The sequence below is a fragment of the Burkholderia sp. HI2761 genome (assembly GCF_002223355.1).
GTDB lineage: Bacteria > Pseudomonadota > Gammaproteobacteria > Burkholderiales > Burkholderiaceae > Burkholderia.
On record NZ_NKFN01000007.1, the window covers coordinates 1,123,617 to 1,148,178 of the forward strand.

Annotated in this window: 25 protein-coding genes; 12 read left to right on the plus strand and 13 right to left on the minus strand. The window is 66.7% G+C overall.

Features of this window, described 5'->3' with window-relative positions; all coding sequences use genetic code 11:
* Positions 1-3: 3 nt before the first annotated feature.
* The 4 genes from CFB46_RS22660 to CFB46_RS22675 form a co-directional block, all read right to left on the minus strand.
* Positions 4-1,578 (minus strand): DHA2 family efflux MFS transporter permease subunit, encoded by a 1,575-nt coding sequence (locus CFB46_RS22660; RefSeq protein WP_089501358.1) that lies wholly within the window; start codon positions 1,576-1,578, stop codon positions 4-6.
* A 13-nt stretch (positions 1,579-1,591) separates the two neighbouring features.
* Positions 1,592-2,686: an HlyD family secretion protein gene (locus CFB46_RS22665; RefSeq protein WP_089501359.1), complete on the minus strand. Its 1,095-nt coding sequence runs from the start codon at positions 2,684-2,686 to the stop codon at positions 1,592-1,594.
* Positions 2,687-2,750: 64 nt separating this feature from the next.
* Complete coding sequence (locus tag CFB46_RS22670; protein WP_089501360.1) at positions 2,751-3,182, minus strand: MarR family winged helix-turn-helix transcriptional regulator; 432 nt, start codon at positions 3,180-3,182, stop codon at positions 2,751-2,753.
* 107 nt (positions 3,183-3,289) lie between these two features.
* Positions 3,290-4,210, minus strand: coding sequence for a LysR family transcriptional regulator (locus CFB46_RS22675; protein ID WP_089501361.1), 921 nt, complete (start codon positions 4,208-4,210; stop codon positions 3,290-3,292).
* A gap of 91 nt (positions 4,211-4,301) precedes the next feature.
* Between CFB46_RS22675 and CFB46_RS22680 the strand changes: the two genes are divergently transcribed.
* From CFB46_RS22680 to CFB46_RS22690, 3 genes are all read left to right on the plus strand, one after another.
* The gene (locus tag CFB46_RS22680) at positions 4,302-4,730 is read left to right on the plus strand and encodes a MarR family winged helix-turn-helix transcriptional regulator (protein WP_027782447.1); all 429 of its coding nucleotides are present in this window, start codon (positions 4,302-4,304) and stop codon (positions 4,728-4,730) included.
* A gap of 198 nt (positions 4,731-4,928) precedes the next feature.
* Positions 4,929-6,176 carry an aconitase X gene (locus tag CFB46_RS22685; RefSeq protein WP_089501362.1) on the plus strand — a complete coding sequence of 416 codons (1,248 nt, stop codon included), beginning with the start codon at positions 4,929-4,931 and terminating at the stop codon, positions 6,174-6,176.
* Positions 6,169-6,648 (plus strand): aconitase X swivel domain-containing protein, encoded by a 480-nt coding sequence (locus CFB46_RS22690; protein WP_089501363.1) that lies wholly within the window; start codon positions 6,169-6,171, stop codon positions 6,646-6,648. Before CFB46_RS22685 ends, CFB46_RS22690 begins: the two co-directional genes overlap by 8 nt.
* Before the next feature lie 100 nt (positions 6,649-6,748).
* On the opposite strand, the gene CFB46_RS22695 is transcribed toward CFB46_RS22690, so the two are convergent.
* From CFB46_RS22695 to CFB46_RS22705, 3 genes are all read right to left on the minus strand, one after another.
* Positions 6,749-7,351 (minus strand): hypothetical protein, encoded by a 603-nt coding sequence (locus tag CFB46_RS22695; RefSeq protein ID WP_089501364.1) that lies wholly within the window; start codon positions 7,349-7,351, stop codon positions 6,749-6,751.
* Complete coding sequence (locus CFB46_RS22700) at positions 7,348-7,893, minus strand: hypothetical protein (RefSeq protein ID WP_227789646.1); 546 nt, start codon at positions 7,891-7,893, stop codon at positions 7,348-7,350. Before CFB46_RS22700 ends, CFB46_RS22695 begins: the two co-directional genes overlap by 4 nt.
* Positions 7,894-8,057: 164 nt before the next feature.
* Positions 8,058-9,167 (minus strand): AraC family transcriptional regulator, encoded by a 1,110-nt coding sequence (locus CFB46_RS22705; protein WP_089501366.1) that lies wholly within the window; start codon positions 9,165-9,167, stop codon positions 8,058-8,060.
* A gap of 73 nt (positions 9,168-9,240) precedes the next feature.
* Between CFB46_RS22705 and CFB46_RS22710 the strand changes: the two genes are divergently transcribed.
* Complete coding sequence (locus CFB46_RS22710; protein WP_089502305.1) at positions 9,241-11,274, plus strand: NADPH-dependent 2,4-dienoyl-CoA reductase; 2,034 nt, start codon at positions 9,241-9,243, stop codon at positions 11,272-11,274.
* Positions 11,275-11,390: 116 nt separating this feature from the next.
* Here CFB46_RS22710 and CFB46_RS22715 read toward each other — a convergent pair whose 3' ends face one another.
* Positions 11,391-11,801 (minus strand): DUF2471 family protein, encoded by a 411-nt coding sequence (locus tag CFB46_RS22715; RefSeq protein WP_027782453.1) that lies wholly within the window; start codon positions 11,799-11,801, stop codon positions 11,391-11,393.
* A gap of 221 nt (positions 11,802-12,022) precedes the next feature.
* A complete protein-coding gene (locus CFB46_RS22720) occupies positions 12,023-12,916 on the minus strand; it encodes a LysR family transcriptional regulator (protein ID WP_089501367.1) in 894 nt (297 codons plus the stop codon).
* 91 nt (positions 12,917-13,007) lie between these two features.
* On the opposite strand from CFB46_RS22720, the gene CFB46_RS22725 reads away from it, so the two are divergent.
* Positions 13,008-13,787, plus strand: a complete 780-nt coding sequence (locus CFB46_RS22725) for an NAD(P)H-dependent oxidoreductase (protein WP_089501368.1) — start codon at positions 13,008-13,010, stop codon at positions 13,785-13,787.
* 171 nt (positions 13,788-13,958) lie between these two features.
* On the opposite strand, the gene catC is transcribed toward CFB46_RS22725, so the two are convergent.
* Genes catC through CFB46_RS22740 form a run of 3 tightly spaced genes read right to left on the minus strand, consistent with a single transcriptional unit; the run spans position 13,959 to position 16,361 of the window.
* Complete coding sequence (gene catC / locus CFB46_RS22730) at positions 13,959-14,249, minus strand: muconolactone Delta-isomerase (RefSeq protein WP_027782456.1); 291 nt, start codon at positions 14,247-14,249, stop codon at positions 13,959-13,961.
* A 43-nt stretch (positions 14,250-14,292) separates the two neighbouring features.
* A complete protein-coding gene (gene catA / locus CFB46_RS22735; protein ID WP_027782457.1) occupies positions 14,293-15,195 on the minus strand; it encodes a catechol 1,2-dioxygenase in 903 nt (300 codons plus the stop codon).
* 32 nt (positions 15,196-15,227) lie between these two features.
* A complete protein-coding gene (locus CFB46_RS22740; RefSeq protein ID WP_089501369.1) occupies positions 15,228-16,361 on the minus strand; it encodes a muconate/chloromuconate family cycloisomerase in 1,134 nt (377 codons plus the stop codon).
* A gap of 91 nt (positions 16,362-16,452) precedes the next feature.
* Between CFB46_RS22740 and CFB46_RS22745 the strand changes: the two genes are divergently transcribed.
* The 3 genes from CFB46_RS22745 to CFB46_RS22755 all read left to right on the plus strand — a co-directional run bounded on the left by CFB46_RS22745 (position 16,453) and on the right by CFB46_RS22755 (position 19,803).
* Positions 16,453-17,343: a LysR family transcriptional regulator gene (locus CFB46_RS22745; protein ID WP_089501370.1), complete on the plus strand. Its 891-nt coding sequence runs from the start codon at positions 16,453-16,455 to the stop codon at positions 17,341-17,343.
* 347 nt (positions 17,344-17,690) lie between these two features.
* Positions 17,691-19,355 carry a methyl-accepting chemotaxis protein gene (locus CFB46_RS22750; protein ID WP_089501371.1) on the plus strand — a complete coding sequence of 555 codons (1,665 nt, stop codon included), beginning with the start codon at positions 17,691-17,693 and terminating at the stop codon, positions 19,353-19,355.
* A 127-nt stretch (positions 19,356-19,482) separates the two neighbouring features.
* A complete protein-coding gene (locus tag CFB46_RS22755; protein ID WP_227789645.1) occupies positions 19,483-19,803 on the plus strand; it encodes a hypothetical protein in 321 nt (106 codons plus the stop codon).
* 212 nt (positions 19,804-20,015) lie between these two features.
* Here CFB46_RS22755 and andR read toward each other — a convergent pair whose 3' ends face one another.
* Positions 20,016-20,975: an anthranilate 1,2-dioxygenase regulatory protein AndR gene (gene andR, locus CFB46_RS22760; protein WP_089501372.1), complete on the minus strand. Its 960-nt coding sequence runs from the start codon at positions 20,973-20,975 to the stop codon at positions 20,016-20,018.
* A gap of 213 nt (positions 20,976-21,188) precedes the next feature.
* On the opposite strand from andR, the gene andAc reads away from it, so the two are divergent.
* Genes andAc through andAa form a run of 4 tightly spaced genes read left to right on the plus strand, consistent with a single transcriptional unit; the run spans position 21,189 to position 24,514 of the window.
* Positions 21,189-22,460 carry an anthranilate 1,2-dioxygenase large subunit AndAc gene (andAc, locus tag CFB46_RS22765; protein WP_089502306.1) on the plus strand — a complete coding sequence of 424 codons (1,272 nt, stop codon included), beginning with the start codon at positions 21,189-21,191 and terminating at the stop codon, positions 22,458-22,460.
* A 14-nt stretch (positions 22,461-22,474) separates the two neighbouring features.
* Positions 22,475-22,951: an anthranilate 1,2-dioxygenase small subunit AndAd gene (andAd, locus tag CFB46_RS22770; protein ID WP_006490977.1), complete on the plus strand. Its 477-nt coding sequence runs from the start codon at positions 22,475-22,477 to the stop codon at positions 22,949-22,951.
* 26 nt (positions 22,952-22,977) lie between these two features.
* Positions 22,978-23,304, plus strand: coding sequence for an anthranilate 1,2-dioxygenase ferredoxin subunit AndAb (gene andAb, locus CFB46_RS22775; protein ID WP_006479527.1), 327 nt, complete (start codon positions 22,978-22,980; stop codon positions 23,302-23,304).
* Positions 23,294-24,514, plus strand: a complete 1,221-nt coding sequence (andAa, locus tag CFB46_RS22780; protein ID WP_089501373.1) for an anthranilate 1,2-dioxygenase system ferredoxin--NAD(+) reductase — start codon at positions 23,294-23,296, stop codon at positions 24,512-24,514. The genes andAb and andAa overlap by 11 nt, the downstream gene beginning before the upstream one ends.
* Positions 24,515-24,562 lie beyond the last annotated feature (48 nt).

Sequence of the window (24,562 nt, forward strand, 5' to 3'; positions counted from 1 at the left end):
GCCTCAGTGCGCGTCCGGCGGCGGCGCGTTCAATGTAATGGGTTTGGAAAACACGACGGCAAGCAGCGCGACGACGAAGCACAGCGACAGCGCGTAGTACGCATCCGCATAGGTGAGCGTCAGCGCTTCGCGATAGATCAGCCGATGCAGGTTCGCGAGGCCGGCCTGGGCGGTATTCAACGTATTGCCGGCCACCGATCCCCAGTACGCGGCCTGGCGATCGAGCAGCGAGGCGACCTGCGGTTCGCCGGCGCTCACGTGCTCGTTCAGCCGCAGATAGTGAAAATTCAGCCGGTCGTTGAGCATCGTCGCGCTCACCGCGATACCGATCGCGCCGCCGAGGTTACGCATCAGGTTGAACAACCCGCTCGCCGATTTCAGCCGCGACTGCGGCAGCGAGCCGAGCGCCATCGTCACGATCGGCGGCACGCTGAACTGCTGGCCGATGCCGCGCAGCGCCTGCGGCAGCAGCAGTTCCCGCCAGCCCCAGTCGTGCGTGATCGGCGTGTACAGGTAGCAGCCGAGGCCGAAGCAGATCAACCCGAACACGAGCAGCGCACGCATGCTGACGTAGCGCGCGGCGAACGCATACGCGCACAGCGCGACCAACTGGAACGCGCCGACCGACAGCAGCGCGATGCCGATCTGCAGCGAGCTGAACGCGCGCACCTGCGCGAGGAACAGCGGCGTCAGGAACACGGTCACGAAGATCCCGATGCCGGTCACGAACGACAGCAGGCTGCCGATTCCGAAGTTGCGCACGGCGAGCGCGCGCAGGTCGACGATCGGATCGTCGGCGGTCAATGCGTGCACGATGAACAGGAAGCCGCAGATGCCGGAAATCCATGCGCAGATGACGATCGCGTCGTCGCCGAACCAGTTCTTGCGCGGGCCTTCCTCGAGCACGTATTCGAGGCAGCCGAGGAAGCCCGACATCAGCACGATGCCGAGATAGTCGCCGCGCTTGATGAGGCTGAGATCGGGCGCGTCGATGTGCACGTAGCGCGGCACGAGCGCGGCCACCGCGATGCCCGGCACGAGGTTCAGGTAGAACAGCCAGTGCCACGACCACTGGTCGGTGATCCAGCCGCCGATCACGGGGCCGATCGCCGGCGCGAGCGACGCGAGCGCGCCGATGGTCGTCGACGCGATCAGCCGCTGCTTGCCTGGGAACAGCACGAACGCGGTGGTGAACACGGTCGGGATCATCGCGGCGCCGAGCGCGCCCTGCATCCCGCGGAACAGGATCATCGAGTTGATGTCCCACGCGAGTCCGCACAGCATGCTGGTGATCGTGAAACCGATGGCCGATGCGACGAACAGCCAGCGCGTCGACATCACCTTCGACAGCCAGCCCGACATCGGGATCACGATGATCTCGGCGATCAGGTAGGCGGTCTGCACCCACGACAATTCGTCCTGGCTCGCGGACAGCCCGCCGCCGATGTCGCGCAGCGACGACGCGACGATCTGGATGTCGAGCGTCGCCATGAAGAAGCCGACGCACATCAGCGCGAACGCGAACACGCGCTGCCTGGTCGGTTGCGACGCCGGGTCGCCGGAAAACGCGGTGGTCATCGTCGGCTCCCGCTCAGTGCTTGCGGTCGGTATGCACGGTCACGACCGCGGACAGGCCGGGGCGCAGCACCTGCTCGATGCCGGGCTGCGGATCGAGATGCACGCGTACGGGCACGCGCTGGACGATCTTCGTGAAGTTGCCGGTCGCGTTCTCGGGCGGCAGGACGCTGAAGGTCGCGCCGGTCGCGGGGGCAAGGCTGTCGACGCGGCCATGCAGGCGCGTGCTCGACGCATCGAGCGCGACGTCGACGCGATCGCCCGCGCGCATCTTGCGCAACTGGTCTTCCTTGAAGTTCGCGTCGACCCACAGGCCGGCGGCCGGCACGACCGTCAGCAACGGCACGCCGACGTTCGCGAGCATCCCGACGCGGCCGGTGCGGTTGCCGACGTAACCGTCGACCGGCGAGCGGATCGTCGTGTATTCGACGTTGAGCGCCGCGACGCGCTGCGCGGCGAGCGCGGTGTTCACGCGGGCCCGCGCATCGGCGAGCTGGGCGCCGAGCACGTCGAGCTGCCGCTTCGAGGCGAGCAGCGCGGCGTCGCTGCGTTCGACGGCCGCGCCGGCCTTCGAATAATCGGCGTCCGCGCGCTCGACGATCTGGTTCGATACGGCGTCCGACTTCACGAGCTCGCGGTAGCGCGCGCGGTCCGATGCCGCGCGCGTCAGCTCGGCCGACGACGCGTTCTTGTCCGCCGCGTGCTGGCCGATCACCGCGAATTGCAGTTGCTGCTTCGCCTCGAGTTCGGTCACGGCGGCGCGTGCGCTGTCGACTTCGGCGCCGGCCTGCGCGAGCTTCGCGTCGTAGTCGCGCGCATCGAGCTGCACGAGCACGTCGCCGGCCTTCACGCGCTGGTTGTCGGTCACGAGAATCTTGTCGACGAAGCCGTTGACCTTCGGCGCGAGCACCGTCACGTCGCCGCCGACATACGCATCGTCGGTGCTTTCCTGGAAGCGCAACACGAACAGCCAGTCGATCGCGGCGGCCGCAACCACGACGACGACGGCGCCCACCGCGATGCGCATCCACGGCACGCGGCGTTGCTGTTTCGCGGGCCGCTCGGTCGTGGCTGCTTCACGTGACGAGGCAGCGGCTTGGGTCGTATCCATCGATTCACCTATGTATATGCACTATTCAAACCGATCGACGGCACGGCGTCGATCGGGGAAGGGGCTAGCGTTCCGGCAGGTTGTGCGTGATCCGGAACAATTCGTCTCTCAGTCGGGCCGCCTGCGTCGACCCGAAGCACCGCTCGAACGCCTCCTGCGCGGCGAGCCAGTGCACATGCGCGTCGGCGATCTTCGTTTCGCCGTGCGCGGTCAGCGCGAACGTCTGGCCGCGGCAGGGCGGCTCGATGCGCTCCGTCACCAGTGCCGCGCCGACGAGCGGCTTGAGCGCGCGCAGCAGCGCGGTGCGTTCGAGCACCAGCACGTTCGACAGTGTCGCCATCGTCAGGCCGGGCCGGTCGCGCAGCAGCGCGAGGATGCTGTACTGCGACGGCGTGACGCCCGCCCGCGACAGGTAACGCTCGTAGAACTGCGAGATCCGCCGGGCGGCTTGCCGGACCGCGAAGCAATCGTCGTCGTTGAGCGTGGTCTTGTGCATGTGCACATGTTAGGTGGCGAGACGACGCGAAGCGAGCGGCGCGGTAGGATCAGATTGGTGTCGTGGCTGTACCAATCGGCGTCGGAACGGCGCGTTCGCGCGCGGGATCAAGCCGCCGCCGGAACGCTCCAGCCTTCGCGGTCGCAATACGCGGCCGTGTAGTCGATGAACGCCTTCACCTTCGCGGGCAGCAGCGCGCGGTTTGCGTATGCGAGCTTGATTTCGACGAACGCATCGACGAGATCGGCGCCTTCCAGCAACTGCACGAGCGCGCCTGACGCGAGTTCGGCCTCGACGAGCGTTTTCGGGACGATGCCGATGCCGAAGTCGTGCATCACCATTTCGCGGTTGAACACGGGGCTGTTCGACGAGATGTCGAAGCGGTACGGCACGGTGAGCGTGTCGCCGTCGACCCGGAACGACAGCGCCGGGCGGCGCAGCGACGGCGAGATCGGCACGAACGGATGATCGGCGAGGTCGGCCGGCGTCTCGGGGCGCGCATGCGTGTGCAGATACGCGGGCGTCGCGACGATCACGACCGGAATGCGCTCGACCAGCCGCACGACGGTCGATTCGCTCGTCAGCATGTACGGCACGACGATGCCGATGTCGTAGCCTTCGCCGACCAGGTCGACCGGGCGCTCGGTCAGCGTGACGTCGAGGCGCACGTTCGGATGCGCGCGCTTGAAGCCGGCGATCAGCGGCACGAGCCGGTTCAGCGCGGCCGTCGTGTGCGCGACGAGGCGCAGCAGGCCCTCGGGCTCGCGCGTGTGCGTCTGCGCTTGCACTTCGAGTGCGTCGAGCTCGTCGAGTACGGCCGCGCAACGCTCGTAGATGCGCTCGGCCGTTTCGGTCAGCGACACCTGGCGCGTGGTCCGATGCAGCAGCCGGCTGCCGAAGCGCGCCTCCAGATCCGCGACCGCGCGCGATACGACCGGCCGCGCGAGGCCGTGCATGTCGGCGGCGCGCGTGAAGCTGCGCATCTCCACCACCGACCGGAAGATGCGCAGCTTGTCGATGTAGTCCATGTCCGTCTCCTTGACGCGATGGCCGGCCGCCGGCCCAGTTACGGCGGAGTGTACATTGACTTTATGCATATGCACATATAGATTGCCGAACATGAACGACACCTCGATTGTCCACGCGTGCAACTGTCTCGCGCTGCGTCAGGCGGCGCGCTTCGTCACGCAACTGTACGAACGCCATCTGGCCCCGGTCGGCATCACGCCCGCCCAGTTCTCGATCATGGCGAATCTCACGCGCCAACCCGGCCTCCTGATGAGCGAACTGGCCGATATGCTCGTGATGGATCGCACGACCTTGCTGCGTGCGCTTAAACCGATGCAGCGCGACGGGTTTGTCTCGACGGCCGTGTCCGAGCACGATGCGCGCGCGCATGCGCTGCACCTCACGAAGCTTGGCGAGCGCACGTTCGCGCAGGCGAAAGTCGCGTGGCAGGCCGCACAGGACGAATTCGACACGCAGTTCGGCCGCGATCGCGCGAAGGCGTTGCGCGACGAGCTGTTCAGTTTGACGGCGGAACGCTAGGCGAGGCTGGCGGTTCGGCGCGGCGATCAACTGGTGCGAAATTCAAGCCACCGGGTGTTGTCGAAGCATTTGTTCACGGGAATTGGTTTTGTTAATACCCGGTTTGACTGTAATCTGGACAGTTTTTATTTCCAGTTGTAAAGTCTGCTGACGGATTTCACGGGCCGGCGCCGCCGGCACGCGTCAGAGGAGCAACCGATGCTGCAGTTGAGTGACCGCGACGACGCGATGTTGCGCGGGGATTTCGGCGACGGCGTCGCCCGTGCGATGCGGATCGTCGCGCGCACGGCGCACGTGATGTCCGCGCCGCACCTGATCGACATTACGTCGGCCCATATCGACGGCTGTCTTTACCACGGCCAGACCAGTCTGGATTTCGTCGACTATTTCGTCGAGACGGCCGCGAAGGTCGCGGTGCCGACCACGCTGAACGTCGGGTCGCTCGACCTGATCCATCCCGAGCTGTACCACGGCGACCGCACGATCCAGCGCGATGCGCAGCGCCTGATGGACGCGCATTTGCTGCTCGGCTGCGAATCGAGTTTCACGTGCGCGCCGTATCAACTGAAGAATCGTCCCGCGATGGGCGAGCAGATCGCATGGGCCGAATCGAACGCGATCGTGTTCGCGAACTCGGTGCTCGGCGCGCGCACGAGCCGCTACGGCGATTTTCTCGATCTGGCCGCCGCGATCACCGGGCGTGCGCCATATGCGGGGCTGCATGTCGACGCGAACCGCGCCGCGCGGATCGTGTTCAATGCGCCGGATTTCACCGGCCTGCCGTCGCGCGACATCTATTTCGCCGCGCTCGGTTTGGCGGTTGGCAAGATCGCGGGCGCGGTCGTGCCGGCGATCGTCGGGCTGCCGCCGGATACCACCGAGGACGAACTCAAGGCGCTCGGCGCGGCCGCCGCGTCGAGCGGCGCCGTCGCGCTGTTCCATGCGGTCGGGGTGACGCCCGAGGCGCCGACACTCGACGCCGCATTGCACGGGCACGCGGCGCAACGCACGGTCGATATCACGATGGCCGATCTCGACGAGATTCGCCGCACGCTGAATCACGGCGCGGCCGGCGACGCGCTCGTCGCGGTCGCGCTCGGCACGCCGCATTTTTCGCTGGCCGAATTCCGCACGCTCGACACGTTGCTCGACGCATTCGACGGCAAGCCGGCCTGCGATTTCTACGTGAACACGAGCCGTTTCATTCTGTGGGAGCTGGAGCAAGCCGGCCTCGCGGAAAAATTCGCCGCGCGCGGCATTCAGATCGTCGTCGATACCTGCACGTACATCACGCCGGTGATGAAGCAGTTGTCGGGGCTGGTGATGACCAACTCGGGGAAATGGGCGTCGTATGCGCCCGCGAACATCGGCGTGACGGTCGCCTACGGCAGCATGCGCGAATGCGTGCGGTCCGCGTACGAAGGCAAGGTGCGATTCGATGACTGAAGCGACGGGCAACTTCTTGACGGGCGACACGCTCGTACCGGGCAGCGCGTGCGCGCGCCCGTTCATCCTCGACAAGCCGCTCAGCTTCTGGGGCGGCTACGACTCGGGCGCGGGCCGGATCGTCGATCGCGGGCATCCGCAGGCCGGCGCGAGCCTCGCCGGCACGGTGATGGTGATGCCGCACGCGAAGGGTTCGAGTTCGAGCAGCAGCGTGCTCGCGGAAGCGGTGCGCAACGGCACGGGGCCGGTCGGGATCGTGCTGAAGGAGCGCGACCTGATCATCTCGATCGGCGCGATCGTCGCCGCCGAGCTGTATGCGATCGCGGTGCCTGTGGTGTGCGTGAGCGATGACGTGTACGACGCGATCGTCGCCGCCACGGGCAGCGTGCGGATCGAAGCGGGCGAGGGCGACGGCGGCGCGCGGATTTATCTGGGCGACGATGCGCGTTCCGGCGGTTCCGGTTCGACCTGATCGAGCGGCGCGCGTCGACGGCGAGTCGGGCGATGGCCGCGGCGATGCGATTCCGGGCGTGCGGCGTCGTTCGGCCGCGCAGTGGCCGCGCGCGGCCCGATCAGATGAAGCGCACGTGCCGGGTTTCGTCCTGCGTGAACGAGAGTGCCTGCGTTGCCGCGTTCATTTCGCGTTTGCCGCCCGGCTGCGCCAGTCTTCTGATTTCGGGCCACAGGATCACGCCGAACAGGATGCGCAGGATCGCACTGAGCACGCACAAACCGATCGCACTCGCGCTGATCAGCGCGAACACGTCGAACGTCGACTCCGTGCTGAGCGTCACCGCGGATACGATCCCGCTCATCACGGCGGCGGCGACCACGCAACCGAACATGACGACGAGATCGGTCCGGGCGCTGGCGACCTTGGCGGGGCGCAGCAGATAAGTCGAACCGTCGGTCATGTTGCGGATGCCGTAGACGATCGGGTGATCCTGGCCGTCGGCATAGGCGACGTTCAATCGATCGCCGGCGGCGATGAACAGGCGCGTCGTCCGGTTGGTCCTGAACACGAGCGGGGACGCGAGCGAATCGAGCTGGAGCGTGATTTCCTCGATACTTTGGGTGGTCGCGCCCAGGTTGTTGCTCCAGACCTTCGTCTCGATCGATTGCTGGCTGATTGCCGTCACGCGGCCGGATGCGGTCTGCATCGCGTGGTTCGTCATGGGCTGCTCCGCCTCCCGTCGAAACCGGACGGTTCGCATGACCAGCTATCCTGGGCTTCGCGTCGCTGCGGCTGGAAGATCAGGTCGGACAAGCCGCCGACGGCGAGCAGGCTGCCCGTCAGACTGACGATGGCCGCGACGGTGGACAGTGCCGAGACGAACGCCCAACCGGAATGAAGTGCCGCGGCAGCGATACCCAGGCTCAGCACGAGCAGGCACGACGCCCAGGCAAGAAGCGTCAGGTTCCGCCGTTTTTGCGCGACCACGTCGTACGGCGCGATGGCAAGGTTGCCGCTCCTGATCCAGGCGATCCGGCGACGGCCGCGATGCTCGAACGTGCAGGCACGCACCGACATGCCGGGCCTCAGTTGTCCGATCTGCTTGAACGCTTCCGGGTCGAGGTCGTTGGCCGTGACGAAGTAGCAGACGTTCTGCATCGTCAGACGGTATGACGGGGTTTTCCTGACATCGGCCTTGACTCGGACGAGGTTGGTATCGACGCGGTCGATCGTGGCCTCGATCAGGTTGGTGCGATTGGGCATGGGTCGGGGAGGGCGCCGATTCGTGCGGTGTCGTTTTGATGTGGCGCCCATCATACGCCAACGGCTTCGCCGCCCCTCCGGTATTGCGTGCGACGGGTTGCGCGGCGTCCGACGCTGAAGTCCGCGCGTAGCCGCAGCCGCCCCCTTTCGTCGACGACCCGGCGTTATTCGCGCACCCATGCTCCGGTTGCCGCCGACACGACTACGCCGGCCGCCGCTTCCCGATACGCGCTCGGCGTCTGCCCGGCCCAGCGCCGGAACGCGCGCGTGAAATTCGCCGGGTCGGTGAATTGCAGCCGTTCGGCGATCGTCTTCAGATCGAGATCCGACGCGGCGAGCAACTGCTTTGCATCCCGAAACCGCGCTTCGTCGAGCAAGCGCCGATAGCTCGATCCGGCTTCCTCCAGCCGGCGCCGCAGCGTGCGCGTCGACACGAGCAGTGCGTCGGCGAGCGTGTCCGGCCCCGGATAATCGCCGGCCGCGCGCGCCAGTTCCGCCCGCACGCGCTCGACCAGATCGCCTTCTTCCTGACGCACCTGCGCATATTCGTGCTCGACCTGCACGAGCGCCTGCCGGTGCGCGACTTCGTCGGCGAGCGGCAGCGGCCAGTCGAGCGCGTCGCGTGCGATCCACAGCGCATTCGCCGCGCAGCCGAATGCCACGGGCGGCAACTGGTGGCGATACCGCGCGAAATAAGCCGGCTCCGGCCACGCGAACCGCAGTTCGATCGGCGGCGCGTCGCGGCCGGACCATTGCGAGATGTTCTGCGCGAGCCCCGTCAGCACGAATTCGAACATCACGTGGTGCTGCAGCACGGGGTTCGCCTGCACGCCGTGCAGTTCGAGCGTCGCGCCGCGTTCGTCTTCCGCATAGGTCAGCCGGTATTGGCGATTGCGCATCCGGAAGTAGCGCTGCGTGACCGACAGCGCTGCGCGGATGTCCCGCGCGGTCAGCGTCGCGTAGCCGAGAAAGCCGTGCACGGTCGGCTTCAGCAGCAGCCCGAACGCGAGCCCGATGCCCGGATCGCCGCCGATTTCGATCGCGTTCAGCACGAGCCGCCCCCATTGCGACGGCGCGACGCGTGCGTCCGGTTCGGCCAGCACCGCGTCGCGCAGGCCCGTGCCGGCACGCACGGCGGCCAGATCGACGCCGCGTGCGGCCAGCGCCTGCAGCAGCAGGCGCGTATAGGCGACCGGAATCGTCGGCCGGCGCAGCCCGAGGTGATCCTTGCGAGACGGGGAAGTCATGTCGATTTGGCCGGAAATGACAAGCATTATGGCTGTTTGCCCCCTCACGTTCAAGGCGGCGCGCGCCTACGATGGCAGGCATCGCTTATTGGCCGACATCATGACGACTCCCTTTCCCCACCTGCTCGCACCGCTCGATCTCGGCTTCACGACGCTGAAGAATCGCGTGCTGATGGGCTCGATGCATACGGGCCTCGAGGACAGCCGCAAGACGCTGCCGCGCCTCGCCGAATATTTCGCCGAGCGTGCGCGCGGCGGCGTCGGCCTGATCGTGACGGGCGGCTTCGCGCCGAACGTGGCCGGCTGGACCAAGCCGTTCGGCGGCACGCTGATGACGTCGGCCGCCGCGCGCCGGCATCGCGAGATCACCGGCGCCGTGCATGCGGAGGACGGCAAGATCGCGCTGCAGATCCTGCATACGGGCCGCTACGGTTATCACCCGTTCGCGGTCGCGCCGTCGAAGATCAAATCGCCGATCTCGCCGTTCGCGCCGCACGAACTGAGCGCGCGCGGCGTCGAGCGGCAGATCCGCGCGTTCGTGCGCTGCGCGAAGCTGGCACGCGAAGCCGGTTACGACGGCGTCGAGATCATGGGCTCCGAGGGCTACCTGATCAACCAGTTCATCTCGATGCACACGAACAAGCGCGCCGACCAGTGGGGCGGTTCGTACGAGAACCGCATTCGCTTGCCGATCGAGATCGTCGAGCGCACGCGCGAAGCGGTCGGCCGCGATTTCATCCTGATCTACCGGCTGTCGATGCTCGACCTGATTCCGGACGGCAGCGACTGGCGCGAAACCGTGCAGCTCGCAAAGGCGGTCGAGCGTGCGGGCGCGACCCTCATCAACACGGGGATCGGCTGGCATGAGGCGCGCGTGCCGACGATCGCGACGTCGGTGCCGCGCGGCGCGTTCGCGTGGGTGACGAAGAAGATGAAGGGCGAGGTCGGTATCCCGCTCGTGACGACCAACCGGATCAACCGGCCCGAAGTGGCCGAGCAGATTCTCGCGGACGGCTGCGCGGACATGGTGTCGATGGCGCGTCCGCTGCTCGCGGATGCCGAGTTCGTCGTCAAGGCCGCACAGGGCCGTGCCGACGAGATCAACACCTGCATCGGCTGCAACCAGGCGTGCCTCGATCACGCGTTCAAGAACCGAATCGCGTCGTGCCTGCTGAACCCGCGTGCATGCCACGAGACGGAGCTGAATTACACGCCCGCATCGCAGCCGAAGCGGATCGCGGTGGTCGGCGCGGGGCCGGCCGGGCTTGCATGCTCGACGGTGCTCGCGCAGCGCGGCCATCAGGTCGACTTGTTCGACGGCGCCGCCGAGATCGGCGGCCAGTTCAACATGGCGAAGCGGATTCCGGGCAAGGAGGAGTTTCACGAAGCACTGAGCTACTTCGGCAGGCAGGTCGAGCTGACCGGCGTGAAGCTGCACCTGAACCGCCGCGTCGACGCGAGCGACCTGATCGCGGGCGGCTACGACGAGATCGTGCTCGCGACCGGCGTCGCGCCGCGCGACCCGAAGATTCCGGGGCATGACGGGCCGAACGTGCTCAGCTACATCGACGTGCTCGCGGGCAGGCAGCCGGTGGGCCGGCGCGTCGCGGTGGTAGGTGCGGGCGGGATCGGCTTCGACGTCGCCGAATATCTGGTGCAGGACGGCGAATCGCCGGCGCTCGATCTCGAAGCATGGAAAGCGGAGTGGGGCGTGACCGACCCGGCCGCGACGCGCGGCGGCGTGACGCGTGCCCAGGTGTCGGCGCCGGCGCGTGAAGTGACGCTGCTGCAGCGCAAGGCCGCCCCGCTCGGCAAGGGGCTCGGCAAGACGACCGGCTGGATTCACCGCGCGACGCTGAAGATGAAGCAGGTGAAGATGATCGGCGGCGTGAACTACGAGCTGATCGATGCGCGCGGGCTGCATGTGTCGTACGGCGAGCAGCGCACCGATCACGAACTGATCGAAGCCGACACGATCGTGCTCTGCACGGGGCAGGAGCCGCAACGTGCGTTGCTCGCGCCGTTGCAGGCCGCCGGGCGCTCGGTGCACCTGATCGGCGGCGCGGAACTGGCCGCCGAACTCGATGCGAAGCGCGCGATCGATCAGGGCTCACGGCTCGCCGCGCGGCTCTGACGGAGCGGATGCCCGATGATGCGGCGGCGCGTGGCCGCGATGGCGTGTGCTGCCCCGGGAATCGGCGTTTGCACCGGCGTGGCCCTGACCGGAAGGGAAGGCCGCGCCGGCCGTCGTTACTCCATCTCGACGCGTTGCGTTTCGGTCTCTTCCGCTTCGAGCATTGCCTTGACGATCAGATAGACGGCCGGCAGATCGTCGTCGTCGCGTTTCCAGTCGACGGCTTCCTCGATGTCCGCCGCGACCATCCGGCTGTCGCGCAGCCGGATGAACGCGTCGACGACGGTCGGATCGTTGCGGTTCAGGAAACCGGCGTTCGAGAACGCCAGCTCCTCGACATTCAAGAGCGCCTGCCAGCTCATCGTGCGGACCGCCGCCGGATGGCTGCGCCGCCGCAGGCCGAGCGCCCGCTGTGCGGGCGCGCCGACGACGCGCTGAAGATCGACGACCGCCTGCCGCGCGGCGCGCTCGAAGTGGCTCGGGTTGAAGCCGGGTTGCTCGGGATCGAATGCGGATGACTGAAACATGGTCGCCTCACAAAAGTCCGTCCGTCGATGGGTGACGGAATTCGGGTCAAATGGTTCAAAAGCACTGTAAATATATACAGTGTTCGAGGCGGTTTCAAGTCCCCGATGAAGAATCGCATCGAAGGGCGACGCGGTCGTGACGAAGCCGATCGACGCCGGCAGTCGGGCGCCGTCCGGCATGCCCGTTCCTTGCCGCGCCGGATCCGGCCGCCGGATTCGATCTACACCGCCGCCGCGATGGTTTCGCGCAGCCATCGATGCGCCGGATCGCGATGCACGCGCTCGTGCCACAGCATCGACATTTCGTAGCCGGGCACCTCGACCGGTGCGTCCACCACGCGCAGCGCGGGCACGTCGCGCACCAGCCGCTCGGGCAGCATCGCGACGAGGTCGGTGCTCGCGACGGCCGACATCACGAACAGGAAGTGCGGCACCGACAGCACGACGCGCCGCGCGGCACCGACCTTCGCGAGCGCTTCGTCCGTCACGCCGAGGAAGCCGCCGCCGTCCGGCGACACGATCACGTGCTCGAGCGCGCCGAACTGCGCGAGCGTGGGGCGCCGCTTCAGCTTCGGGTGACCGGCACGGCCGATCAGCACGTAACGCTCGACGAACAGCGGCAGGCGCCGCATGCCGGGCGGCGACGCTTCGGTCATATGGAACGCGAGGTCGATGCCATTTCGTTCGGTGTCCTGCTCGATGCGCGGCGGCACGAGCTCGATGACGGCCAACCGCGTGCCGGGCGCGGTCGAACGCAGCGTGTGCAGCGCGGGCAGGACGATCGTCGATTCGCCGTAGTCGGTCGCGGCCACGCGCCACGTGTTCGTCGCGGTCGCGGGATCGAACGGCGCGGCCGGGAGCACCGTGCGCTCGACCGCTTCGAGCACGTCGCGCAACGGCTCGCGCAGCGCTTCCGCACGTGCGGTCGGCCGCATCCCGCGCGGCCCCGGCAGCAGCAGCGGATCGCCGAACACGTCGCGCAGTTTCTGCAACTGCACGCTGACCGATGGCTGCGACATGTTCAGCTTCTCGGCCGCGCGCGTGACGTTGTGCTCGGCGAGCAGCACGTCGAGCGTGACGAGCAGGTTCAGATCGAGCCTTCTGAGATTATTCATGGCTATACCTGGAATATCGGAAATTCATTTCCAATATACCTGCGGCAACGGCATCCTGCAGTCATTCAATTCAATCCACGGAGTACCGAACATGAATGTGCTGATCGTCTATGCCCATCCGGAGCCGCGTTCGCTGAACGGCGCGCTGCGCGACTTCGCCGTCGGCCATCTCGAAGCGGCCGGCCACGCGGTGCAGGTGACCGACCTGTATGCGATGAACTGGAAGGCGGCATTCGATGCGAACGACGTGACCGATCGTGCGCCCGACACACGCTTCGATCCGGCGCTCGATTCGAAGCGTGCGTTCGCGGCGGGCACGCAGAGCGAAGACATCGCGCGCGAGCAGGACAAGCTGAAGTGGGCCGACGCGGTGATCCTGCAGTTTCCGCTGTGGTGGTTCTCGATGCCGGCGATCATGAAGGGCTGGTTCGAGCGCGTGTACGCGTACGGCTTTGCCTACGGCGTCGGCGAACATTCCGATACGCACTGGGGCGACCGCTACGGCGAAGGCTCGCTGGCCGGCAAGCGGGCGATGGTGGTCGTCACGACGGGCGGGTGGGAGTCGCACTACAGCTCGCGCGGCATCAACGGACCGATCGACGACGTGCTGTTCCCGATCCAGCACGGGATGCTGTACTACCCGGGGTTCGACGTGCTGCCGCCGTTCGTGATCTATCAGACGGGCAAGATGAATGCCGCGCGCTTCGACGAAACGCGCATGGCGCTCGGCCGGCGTCTCGACGATCTGTGGACCACGCCGCCGATTCCGTTCCGCCGGCAGAACGCGGGTGATTACGAGATTCCGGCGTTGACGCTGAAAGAGGAGATCGCGCCGGGGAAGGTGGGGTTCGCGGTGCATTCGGCCGCCTGATGGTGACTGCGCACCGCTGATGCGGGGTGGCGCGGATAACCGCCGCCGAATGCAAAACGCCAAGCGCAAAACGCAAAAGACCCGGGCGGCCTGCGTGACATCGCCGGCCGCCCGGGTCGTGCATCTCATGGCATCGCGCAGCCGTGGGTCGCGGCCGCGATTCGTCGTTGCTTACCGATCGTCTTCCCGCACCGACGAAGGATGCCGGCACAGCGCCCGCACCTCCATCTCCATATACGGAAACAGCGGCAGCTGACTCAGCACGTCATGCAGCTGCTGCACGCTTTCGACGTCGAAGATACTGACGTTGGCATACTGCCCGGCGATCCGCCACAGATGACGCCAGGTCCCGTCGTTCATCAGCCGCTGGCACATCGCCTTTTCTTCCGCCTTCAGCGTGGCGGCCTTGACCGGATCCATGTCCGCCGGCAGGCGAACGGTCATTTCCACATGAAACAGCATCCTGCACTCCTTGCGTTGTCGATTCGTCGAACGGGACGGGCGCTCACGCCTGCGCGCGGGGCCGCTCCACTTCGCTCCCCGGCACGTCCTGCTTTTCCTTGAGCAGCGAGAAATCGAAGTCGATCAGCGCGAACTGGCCGTCGACGCCGTACGGCTTGCCTTCCGCGCCTTCCGCCTGCCTGACCGGCGGGATCAGCCCGTCGCGCGTCGCGAACGCGAAGTCGTCCCACAGATGCGGATCGCCGTCGATGTTGATCTGCGTCGTCAGCTTACGATAACCGTCCGCGGAAACGAAGAAGTGAATGTGCGCCGGACGATGGCCGTGGCGGCCGAGCTGATCGAGCAGTTGCTCGGTCTTGCTGCCCGGCGGCACGCTGTAGCCGACCGGCAGCACGCTGCGGAAGCTGTAGCGGCCTTCGGCATCGGTGCGGATCGAGCGGCGCAGGTTGAACGCGGGCTGCGACGGGTCGAAGTACGAGTAATTGCCCAGGTGGTTCGCATGCCACACCTCGACCAGCGCGTTCGCGAGCGGCGCGCCGTCCTGGCCGAGCACCCGGCCGCGCATGATCAGCGTCTGGCCCGGATCGGTGCCGTCGTCGAGACGCGCGTGGCCCACCGATTCCGGCGCGCCGGCGACGTACAGCGGCCCTTCGATCGTGCGCGGCGTGCCGCCCTGGATGCCGGCCTTTTCCTCGGCTTCGTCCATCCGCACGTCGAGGAAGCGCTCGAGGCCGAGGCCCGCGGCGATCAGCCCGAATTCGCGGCCGGCTTCGTTCAGGTAGTTCAGGGCCGTCCAGAATTCGCTCGGCTGCACGTCGAAGTCCTCGATCGTGTAGCAGAGGTCCTTCACGATCCGGTTGACGATCGCGCGTACGCGCGGGTTGCCGGGCTTCTCGGCGGCGTCGTCGAAGGTCTTCAGCAGTGCGTCGATGGCTTGCTTGTTCATCTGTGTCTCCGGTTTCGGTTGTCGTGTGGGGATCAGCGGGCGTCGCGTCGCATCCGTTCGATGCGGGCCCAGTCGAAGGTGAGGCCGAGGCCGGGCGTCGCCGGCAGATGCAGCTTGAAATCCTGGTAGCGCAGCGGCTCGACGAGGATCTCCTCGGTGAGCAGCAGCGGGCCGAACAGTTCGGTGCCCCATTTCAGCGAGTCGAACGTGCTGAACAGTTGCGCGGACGCCATCGTGCCGGCCGCGCCTTCGAGCATCGTGCCGCCGTACAGTTCGATACCGGCCGCCGCGGCGATCGACGCGACGCTCGCCGCGCCCTGCAGGCCGCCCGATTGCGCGATCTTCACCGCGAACACGTCGGCCGCGCGATCCTGCGCGAGCGCGAACGCGTCGACGGGGCCGTGCAGCGCCTCGTCGGCCATGATCGGCACCTGCGCGAGCTGAGTGAGGCGTCTCAGCCCCGCGCGGTTGGTCGCGGCGATCGGCTGCTCGACGAGGCTCACGCCGGCGTCGGCGAGCCGCGCGCCGGCCCAGATCGCATCGGTTTCGCTCCATGCCTGGTTCACGTCGACCCGCACGTCGCCGCGCTCGCCGAGCGCGCGCTTGATCGCGACCACGTGGACCACGTCGTCGGCGACCGCGTTCGAGCCGATCTTCAACTTGAACGCGCGATGGCGGCGGGCTTCGAGCATCGCTTCGGCTTCCGCGATGTCGCGCTGCGTGTCGCCGCTCGCGAGCGTCCATGCGACGTCGACCGCATCGGTCCGGCGCCCGCCGAACAGTTCGGACAGCGGTACGCCGAGACGCTGCGCCTGCGCGTCGAACAGCGCGGTCTCGATCGCGCACTTCGCGAAGCGGTTGCCCTGGAACAATTTGCGCGCACGCGCCATGGCGGCGCCCGGGCGGGTCGCGTCCATGCCTTGCAGCAGCGGCGCGAAGTAGGTGTCGAGGTTGACCTTGATGCTTTCGGGGCTCTCCTCGCCATAGGCGAGACCGCCGATGGTCGTCGCCTCGCCGACGCCTTCGATACCGTCCGTGCATCGAATTCGGACCAGCACGAGCGTCTGGCAATTCATCGTGGCGACCGACAGTTTGTGGGGCCTGATCGTCGGCACGTCGACCAATAATGTCTCGATGCGTTCGATGGTGGCGGCAGTTGCTATCATGCGATTCCTCCTGTTGGTGCACATGGTAGGAATTCCCGCCCCGCGTCGTCCAACACTCTTTCCGACTACTTCCATACCTTTGAGGCATGAAATGGAATTACGTCAGCTCCGTTACTTCATCGCCGTCGCCGAGGAAATGAACATCACGCGGGCAGCGGAGCGGCTGCACATGACGCAGCCGCCGCTGAGCCGTCAGATCCAGGCGATCGAGGACGAGATCGGGTTGCCGCTGTTCGAGCGCGGCGCGCGGCCGCTGAAACTGACCGATGCCGGGCGCGTGTTCCATGCCCAGGCGAAACGTCTGGTCGACCAGGCCGACGAACTCGGGCCGCTGACGCGGCGGCTTGCGCAACTGTCGGAGCGGATCGTGATCGGTTTCGTGCCGTCGACGCTGTACGGCGCGCTGCCGGACGTGATCCGCGCGTTTCGCGAGGCGCAGCCGGACGTCGAGCTGTCGCTGATCGAAATGTTCACGCTGGAACAGCTGGGCGCGCTGAAGGGCGGGCGGATCGACGTGGGGTTCGGCCGCTTGCGCTTCGACGACGACCAACTGGTGCGCGAGGCGCTGATCGAGGAGAAGCTGATCGCGGCGCTGCCGGTCGGGCATCGGCTCGCCGATCCGGCCCGGCCGCTGACGCTCGCGGATCTCGCGAACGAGACGATGATCGTCTACCCGAGCACGCCGCGGCCGAGCTTCGCCGATCAGCAGTTGTCGGCGCTGCGCGACGGCGCGGTCGTGCCGGCGGCCGTGCACGAGGTGCGCGAACTGCAGACGGCGCTCGGGCTCGTCGCCGCGCAGGTGGGCGTGTCGCTGGTGCCGGAGAGCGTGGAGGGCGTGCGCGTGAAGGGCGTCGTCTATCGGCGGCTGCCGGAGCCGGGCGCGACGTCGCCGATCATCATGAGCCGCCGGCGGCACGGCGAAAGCGCCGCCACCGCGGCGTTCTGCGCGATTGCGCGGGAGATGATCGTGCCGGCGGCATAGCGGGACGTCGCTTCGGCCTTGCGGTGCAACTAACGGTCTAGCTGCGCTACGTCCGCGGATGGAAATTCGGCATGTCGCCGCAGCCTCGTGTCGTCGACCGAATGATGCCAGCTCCATTAATGAGATAGATTATTAGTGAGAAAAAGGCGGTCTCTAATATATAGAGAGATTTGTTAATGAGATATCGATCGCCAAAAAGCGCGGTGGATATTCGAATTCTTGCCATTTTCGATTTTGATTATTTCGGATCGAGATACCTAAATCGGCTCGTTTTCCTTCCGTAAACCCCGGTCATGGAACGGCGCTTGCCATTCCTCATCGACCTGACAAGCCGGAGGAGCGTGAAAATGAGTCGATTTACCAAAAGCATAAAATTCAGGATTTTTATCACCCTTGCGTCGTGCGTCGCATTAATGATCGCGATCGGCGTGTTCGGCGTATTCGGTTTGTCCCGGCTGAATTCGAATCTGCATCGCGCTTATCAGGGCAATACATTGCCGATCTGTGAATTGACCGAAATTCGCGCCATCTCGCTCGGGATTCAGCTTCGGATGCGCCGGATCCAGGCGGAGCGCGACCCGGTACGCACGCGAAGCGGCGTCGACGAGATGCGTGCCGAGCAAAGCCGCCTCGATACGCTCTGGAACCGCTATTACACGGAATCGATCACGAGCGACAAGGAGCGCGCGATCGCCGAGCGCATCCACGCCGTGCTGCCGCGCTTCAGGGCAGGCGTCAATGACGTCGTCGCGGCGATGAGCGGCTCGGCCCCCGATGCGATCAACGCGGCGATCGACCGGCTGCTGCCGGCCGCGGGCGAACTCAGGCAGGTGCTCGAAGACGACATCGCGCTGAACGCCGAGCAGGCGAAGTCGTTCGTCGACGACAGCGAGTCGACGTTCAGGACCATTCTGTGGATCGCGATCGGCTTGATCGGCGCCGGCGTGCTGATCGCGGCGTGGGCGTCCGTGCACCTGCTGCGACACATTTCGACGCCGCTCGGCCAGGCCGTACGCGTGGCCGATGAAATCGCGGGCGGCACGCTGGACAACCGGATCGACATCGATTTGCACGACGAATTCGGCCAATTGCTCGGCGCGCTGGCGACGATGGACCGGCAGCTCGGCACGACGGTGCGCGGCATCAAGCGCAGCGCGGAGTCGGTCGCGATCGCGTCGCACCAGATCGCGAGCGGCAATGCGGATCTGTCGGCTCGCACGGAGGAGCAGGCCGCGTCGCTCGAGGAGACCGCATCGAGCATGACGCAACTGACGGAGACCGTGAAGCAGAACGCCGACAACGCGCAGCAGGCAAATACGCTCGCGACGCGTGCGACGGGCATCGCGGATGCGGGCCACGACGCCGTGCAGCACATGGTCGCGACGATCGAGCAGATCAGCGACCGCTCGAGCCAGGTGTCCGATATCACGGGCGTCATCGAGGGGATCGCGTTCCAGACCAACATTCTCGCGCTCAATGCGGCCGTGGAGGCGGCGCGCGCGGGCGAGCAAGGGCGCGGCTTCGCGGTAGTCGCGAGCGAAGTGCGCAACCTCGCGCAGCGTTCGGCGGCGGCGGCGAAGGAAATCAAGGAGCTGATCGGCGCGTCGGTGTCGATGATCCACGACAGCGCGCAGCAGGCTACGGACGTGGGCGCGACGATGGGCCAGGTGAAGCAGGCGATCAAGCAGGTGTCCGACATCGTCGCCGAAATCGCGGCCGCGTCGCGCGAGCAGAGCCAGGGGATCGAGCAGGTCAACGTGGCGATCGGGCAGATGGAGGGCGTGACGCAGCAGAATGCGGCGCTCGTCGAGCAGGCCGCCGCCGCCGCGCATTCGCTCGAAGAGCAGGCCGGCCATCTGCAGGCGGCGATGTCGGCGTTCAGGCTGGCGGGTGCCTTCCCGGACGCGTCCGCCGCGCCGGCGGTTGCGTGGCCGCCCGCGGCAGTGCGGCCGCCGAGCGTGCCGGCAGCTGTGGCTCCAGTGGGTGGGTCCGCCGAATGGCATGCGCTTTGAACGCGACGCGGTCCGCCCCTGTGGCGACGTGCATGCCGGTGCGCCAGACACGCCGGCGCGCGCGTTCGCCGTTCACGTTCACGATCCGTCCGCCGCGATGCGGGCGGTGGATCTGCCGATGACACCCATGACGAACCTGACTCAGGCAGTACTGACGCTCGACGCGCTCGTCGACATGTGCGCGCGTTTCGATCCGTCGGACGCGGATCAGCGGCTGATCGTGCGTACGATGGTCGTGCCGATGCTGGCGCGGCGGCTGAAATGGCTGGAACTGCTGCTACGCGCGTGCCCGCATAGTCCGGCCACGCGGGCGATGTTCGAACAGGTCGAACGCGCGCTGGCCTGCGCGTCGTCGCGACTGGATGGTCCGGGATTGCCGTCCGCGGGCGCTGCGGAAGCGGCGCAAACGGCGCAAACGGCACAGCCGACGCGAGCGGCACCGGCGTAAGCACAACCGGCGCAAACTGCTCACGCCGCTCACGCTGCTCGGGCCATCGCAACAACCCGTGCCGGGGGCGGCCCCGGCCACAGCAGCGGTCAGCAGCCGTGCTGTACCGCAGTGATCGTCGGCCCCGCCGGTCGTCGTGCGCGCCTGCCACGTAACGGGCAATTGCCTGCGCAGCCGCGGGCGAGTCCGCCCGGAAACGCACGGGCGTGCGCTCAACGCTTCGCGTCGAGCGTCTCCGACGGCGATTCGCCGAACCTTTCCCGATAAGCGATCGCGAACCGCCCGAGATGGGTAAACCCGCAGTCGAGCGCGATATCGGCGATCCGCCGATCGGATGCCGCGCCGCGCAGCAGTTCGCGCGCGTGCGCGAGCCGCGTCGCGCGCAGGTATTGCATCGGGCTCATCCCGCGAAATTGCAGGAACGCGTCGCGCAGCGTCCGTTCGGGCACGTTGGCGGCCTGGACGATATCGGCGAGCTGCAGCGGCTGTGCGTAGTGCGCATCGACGAAATCCTGTGCGCGCCGTACGAAGCCCGGCGCCGGGTCGCGATGCGACGCCTGCAGCACGGACGGCGGATGGCCTTCGATCAGCAGGTCAATCAGCAGATGCTCGAGCTGCGACGCGACCCGCGGGTTCGCGTTCGCGCGTTCGAGCAGCTCGGGCGACCGCGCGACGAGCATCAGTTGCTGGTGCCACGCGGCGAGCGCGGCGTCGCTGATGTGCAGTACGGGGTCGAGCGTCGCGCGCGGATCGCCGGTCAGCGAGCCGACGGTCGCCGCGTCGATGCGCAGCACGAACTGCTCGCAATCGGCCGACAGCACCGCGTCGAAGCGCTCGCCGGGCGCGCATAGCACGCCGGTCTGCCCGTCGACGCCGAGCTGCCGCCCCATCGCGCGCACTTCCGCCTGGCCCGACAGGCAAAACATCAGCAAGTAGTAGCCGTCGACCGCATCGACCTGCACGCGCATCGCGTCGCCGAACGCGATCGTGCCGATCCCGAGGCCGCCCAGCTTGACGAAATCCATGTGCGACGCACCGTGCACGCGGCCGTTCGGCAGCAGCGCGTGCGGCTGCATCACGCGCGAGATTCGCTCGCGCGTCTCGTCGAGATCGCGGGATTCGAACAGCCGGTGCGCGCGTAGCGCGAGCGGCTCGAACGACGTTGGGGACATGGGCCTCAGCCTTGGTATGAACGACGTGCGCTTCGATCGGACGAATGGGTCGCGATCGTGCGCCGGGTCGCGTGTGCCGTCATGCTAGCGCAGAAATCCGCCGAAAGTGGATATTGCGCCGCCGCAATCGCACTTTCCGGATAGACGCCGAATATTAGCTTTTCAAAAATCGGCTCCATGCATTCAACGCAACGGATCGACAAGGAGTCCGACATGGAGCAGACAGAATCGCCCGTCGTTTTCGCCGCACGCGGCGACGCATCCGACGTGACCTTCCCGCACGACGACGGCTCGCGCGTGCCGTACAAGGTGTTCAGCTCGCAGGCGGTCTACGATCGCGAGCAGGAGCGCATCTTCCGCGGGCCGACGTGGAATTTCGTCGCACTCGAAGCGGAAATCCCGAACGCCGGCGACTTCAAGAGTACGTTCGTCGGCGACACGCCGGTGGTCGTCACGCGCACCGAGGACGGCGCGCTGTCCGCATGGGTGAACCGCTGCGCACACCGCGGCGCACAGGTGTGCCGCAAGTCGCGCGGCAACGCGAGCTCGCACACGTGCGTCTATCACCAGTGGAGCTTCGACAACCAGGGCAACCTGCTCGGCGTGCCGTTCCGGCGCGGCCAGAAGGGGATGACCGGGATGCCGGCCGATTTCGATCCGAAACAGCACGGGTTGCGCAAGCTGCGCGTCGACAGCTATCGCGGGCTCGTGTTCGCGACCTTCAGCGACGACGTGATGCCGCTGCCCGACTATCTCGGCGAGCAGATGCGCCCGTGGATCGACCGGATCTTCCACAAGCCGATCGAGTATCTCGGCTGCACGCGCCAGTATTCGAAGTCGAACTGGAAGCTGTACATGGAGAACGTGAAGGACCCGTATCACGCGAGCATGCTGCACCTGTTCCATACGACCTTCAACATCTTCCGCGTCGGGATGAAGGCGCGCTCGATTCCGGACGCGAACCACGGGCTGCACAGCATCATCACGGTGACGAAGACGGGCGACGATACGTCGGCCGCGTACAAGCAGCAGAACATCCGTTCGTTCGACGAGGGTTTTCATCTGGAAGACGAATCGATCCTCGATCTCGTGTCGGAATACGACGAGGACTGCACGAACCATATCCAGCCGATCTTCCCGCAGCTCGTGATCCAGCAGATCCACAACACGCTGGTCGCGCGCCAGATCCTGCCGAAGGGGCCGGACAACTTCGAGCTGATCTTCCACTTCTTCGGTTATGCGGACGACACGCCCGAGCTGCGCGCGCTGCGCATCAAGCAGGCGAACCTCGTCGGGCCGGCCGGCTATATCTCGATGGAGGACACGGAAGCGACCGAGCTCGTGCAGCGCGGCACGGTGCGCGATGCCGACGCGACGTCGGTGATCGAGATGTCGCGCGGCAATCCGGACCAGCAGGACACGGTGATCACCGAGAGCCTGATCCGCAAGTTCTGGGTCGGCTACCAGAAGCTGATGGGCTATTGAGGCAGGAGCAAAAAATGACGGAAGACATGAAGACGTGGTTCGAGATTTACATGCTCCAGAACCGCTACATCGGGCATCTCGACAACGACCGGCTCGAACACTGGCCGGAAATGTTCACCGAGGACTGCACGTACGAAATCGTGCCGAAGGAGAACGCCGATCTCGGGCTGCCGGTCGGGATCGTTCACTGCACGAACCAGCGGATGCTGCGCGATCGCGTGGTGTCGTTGCGGCACGCGAACATCTACGAAGAGCATACGTACCGGCACATGACGTCGGGCCTGACGATCGTCGCCGAACGCGACGGCGAAATCGACACCGAGAGCAACTACGTGGTCGTGCAGACCCGCAGCAACGGCGAATCGAACGTGTACCAGGCCGGGAAGTACTACGACACGGTCGTGCGCACGCCCGACGGGCTGCGCTACAAGACCAAGCGCGTGATCTACGACACGTCGCGCGTGCAGACGCTGCTCGCGACGCCGATCTGACCGATCTGACGAAGCAAGGAATCGACATGACAGAAGCAACGCTGGCCGAGTGGCATCCGCTCGGCGCTTTCGACGAATTCTCCGAGGACGAACCGGCCGCGCGCGTCGCCGGCCAGAAGCCGATCGCCGTGTTCCGGATCGGCGACGAACTGTTCGCGATGCACGACCTCTGCACGCACGGGCATGCGCGGCTGTCAGAAGGCTATGTGGAGGACGGCTGCGTCGAGTGCCCGCTGCACCAGGGGCTGATCGACATTCGCACCGGTGCGCCGAAATGCGCGCCGATCACCGAGCCGGTACGGACCTATCCGATCCGGATCGTCGACGGGCAGGTGGAAGTCAATGTCGGCTGATCCGTTCGTGATCGTCGGCGCCGGCCACGCGGCGCGGCGCACGGCCGAGGCGCTGCGCGAACGCGACGCGGCCGCGCGCATCGTGATGATCGGCGCGGAGCGCGAGTTGCCGTACGACCGGCCGGCGCTGTCGAAGGATGCGCTGCTGAGCGATGGCGGCGAGCAGCGTGCGTTCATCCGCGATGCCGCGTGGTATGACGCGCAGCGCATCGAACTGCGGCTCGGCACGCGTGTCGATGCGATCGAGCGCGATGCACGGCGTGTGCGGCTCGACGGCGGTGCGACGTTGCCGTACGCGAAGCTCGTGCTTGCCACGGGCTCGCGCGTGCGGACGTTCGGCGGTCCGGTCGACGAAGGTATCGTTCCGCATTACGTGCGTACCGTTGCGGATGCGCGTGCGTTGCGTGCACAACTTGTGCCCGGGCGCCGCGTGGCGGTGCTCGGCGGCGGCTTCATCGGCCTCGAGGTCGCGGCGGCCGCACGCCAGCTCGGCTGCGACGTGACGGTGATCGACCCGGCGGCGCGCTTGCTGCAGCGTGCGTTGCCGGAAGTCGTCGGCGCGTATGCGCGGCAATTGCACGACGCGCGCGGTGTGGTTTTTCAGATGGCGACGCTGCCGCGCGCGATCCGTCGTGCGCCGGCCGGTGGAGCGATCGTCGAGACCGACCGTGGCGACGTGCAGGCGGACATCGTCGTGGTCGGTATCGGTGTGATGCCCAACGTCGAGCTGGCGCAGGCGGCCGGGCTCGACGTCGACAACGGGATACGCGTCGATGCAGGTTGCCGCACGGCCGATGCCGCGATCTTCGCGGCGGGCGAGGTGACGATGCATTTCAATCCGCTGCTCGGGCGTCATGTGCGGATCGAATCGTGGCAGGTGGCCGAAAACCAGCCGGCCGTCGCGGCCGCGAACGTGCTCGGCGCCGACGAGACCTATGCCGAGCTGCCCTGGCTGTGGTCGGATCAGTACGACTGCAACCTGCAGATGCTCGGGCTGTTCGGCAGCGAACGCACGATCGTCGTGCGCGGCGATCCGGCGAGCGGGCCGTTCACGGTGTTCGGGCTCGGCGACGACGGCAGGATCGTCGCGGTGGCCGCGGCGAACCTCGGGCGCGACATCGGCGCGTCGCGGCGGTTGATCGCGGCAGGCGCGGTGCCCGATCCGGTGAGGCTGGCCGATCCGGCGGTCAGTCTGAAGACGTTCATGTAGCGGCGGGACGCACGGCGCGTGTGCGCCGCGCGTGCCGACGCCGGCGGC

Bases quoted from the DNA above. Each gene is read 5' to 3' on its own strand.
- CFB46_RS22660 (WP_089501358.1), bottom strand. From the start codon at position 1,578: ATGACCACCGCGTTTTCCGGCGACCCGGCGTCGCAACCGACCAGGCAG.
- CFB46_RS22665 (WP_089501359.1), bottom strand. From the start codon at position 2,686: ATGGATACGACCCAAGCCGCTGCCTCGTCACGTGAAGCAGCCACGACC.
- CFB46_RS22670 (WP_089501360.1), bottom strand. From the start codon at position 3,182: ATGCACAAGACCACGCTCAACGACGACGATTGCTTCGCGGTCCGGCAA.
- CFB46_RS22675 (WP_089501361.1), bottom strand. From the start codon at position 4,210: ATGGACTACATCGACAAGCTGCGCATCTTCCGGTCGGTGGTGGAGATG.
- CFB46_RS22680 (WP_027782447.1), top strand. From the start codon at position 4,302: ATGAACGACACCTCGATTGTCCACGCGTGCAACTGTCTCGCGCTGCGT.
- CFB46_RS22685 (WP_089501362.1), top strand. From the start codon at position 4,929: ATGCTGCAGTTGAGTGACCGCGACGACGCGATGTTGCGCGGGGATTTC.
- CFB46_RS22690 (WP_089501363.1), top strand. From the start codon at position 6,169: ATGACTGAAGCGACGGGCAACTTCTTGACGGGCGACACGCTCGTACCG.
- CFB46_RS22695 (WP_089501364.1), bottom strand. From the start codon at position 7,351: ATGACGAACCACGCGATGCAGACCGCATCCGGCCGCGTGACGGCAATC.
- CFB46_RS22700 (WP_227789646.1), bottom strand. From the start codon at position 7,893: ATGCCCAATCGCACCAACCTGATCGAGGCCACGATCGACCGCGTCGAT.
- CFB46_RS22705 (WP_089501366.1), bottom strand. From the start codon at position 9,167: ATGCTTGTCATTTCCGGCCAAATCGACATGACTTCCCCGTCTCGCAAG.
- CFB46_RS22710 (WP_089502305.1), top strand. From the start codon at position 9,241: ATGACGACTCCCTTTCCCCACCTGCTCGCACCGCTCGATCTCGGCTTC.
- CFB46_RS22715 (WP_027782453.1), bottom strand. From the start codon at position 11,801: ATGTTTCAGTCATCCGCATTCGATCCCGAGCAACCCGGCTTCAACCCG.
- CFB46_RS22720 (WP_089501367.1), bottom strand. From the start codon at position 12,916: ATGAATAATCTCAGAAGGCTCGATCTGAACCTGCTCGTCACGCTCGAC.
- CFB46_RS22725 (WP_089501368.1), top strand. From the start codon at position 13,008: ATGAATGTGCTGATCGTCTATGCCCATCCGGAGCCGCGTTCGCTGAAC.
- catC (WP_027782456.1), bottom strand. From the start codon at position 14,249: ATGCTGTTTCATGTGGAAATGACCGTTCGCCTGCCGGCGGACATGGAT.
- catA (WP_027782457.1), bottom strand. From the start codon at position 15,195: ATGAACAAGCAAGCCATCGACGCACTGCTGAAGACCTTCGACGACGCC.
- CFB46_RS22740 (WP_089501369.1), bottom strand. From the start codon at position 16,361: ATGATAGCAACTGCCGCCACCATCGAACGCATCGAGACATTATTGGTC.
- CFB46_RS22745 (WP_089501370.1), top strand. From the start codon at position 16,453: ATGGAATTACGTCAGCTCCGTTACTTCATCGCCGTCGCCGAGGAAATG.
- CFB46_RS22750 (WP_089501371.1), top strand. From the start codon at position 17,691: ATGAGTCGATTTACCAAAAGCATAAAATTCAGGATTTTTATCACCCTT.
- CFB46_RS22755 (WP_227789645.1), top strand. From the start codon at position 19,483: ATGACGAACCTGACTCAGGCAGTACTGACGCTCGACGCGCTCGTCGAC.
- andR (WP_089501372.1), bottom strand. From the start codon at position 20,975: ATGTCCCCAACGTCGTTCGAGCCGCTCGCGCTACGCGCGCACCGGCTG.
- andAc (WP_089502306.1), top strand. From the start codon at position 21,189: ATGGAGCAGACAGAATCGCCCGTCGTTTTCGCCGCACGCGGCGACGCA.
- andAd (WP_006490977.1), top strand. From the start codon at position 22,475: ATGACGGAAGACATGAAGACGTGGTTCGAGATTTACATGCTCCAGAAC.
- andAb (WP_006479527.1), top strand. From the start codon at position 22,978: ATGACAGAAGCAACGCTGGCCGAGTGGCATCCGCTCGGCGCTTTCGAC.
- andAa (WP_089501373.1), top strand. From the start codon at position 23,294: ATGTCGGCTGATCCGTTCGTGATCGTCGGCGCCGGCCACGCGGCGCGG.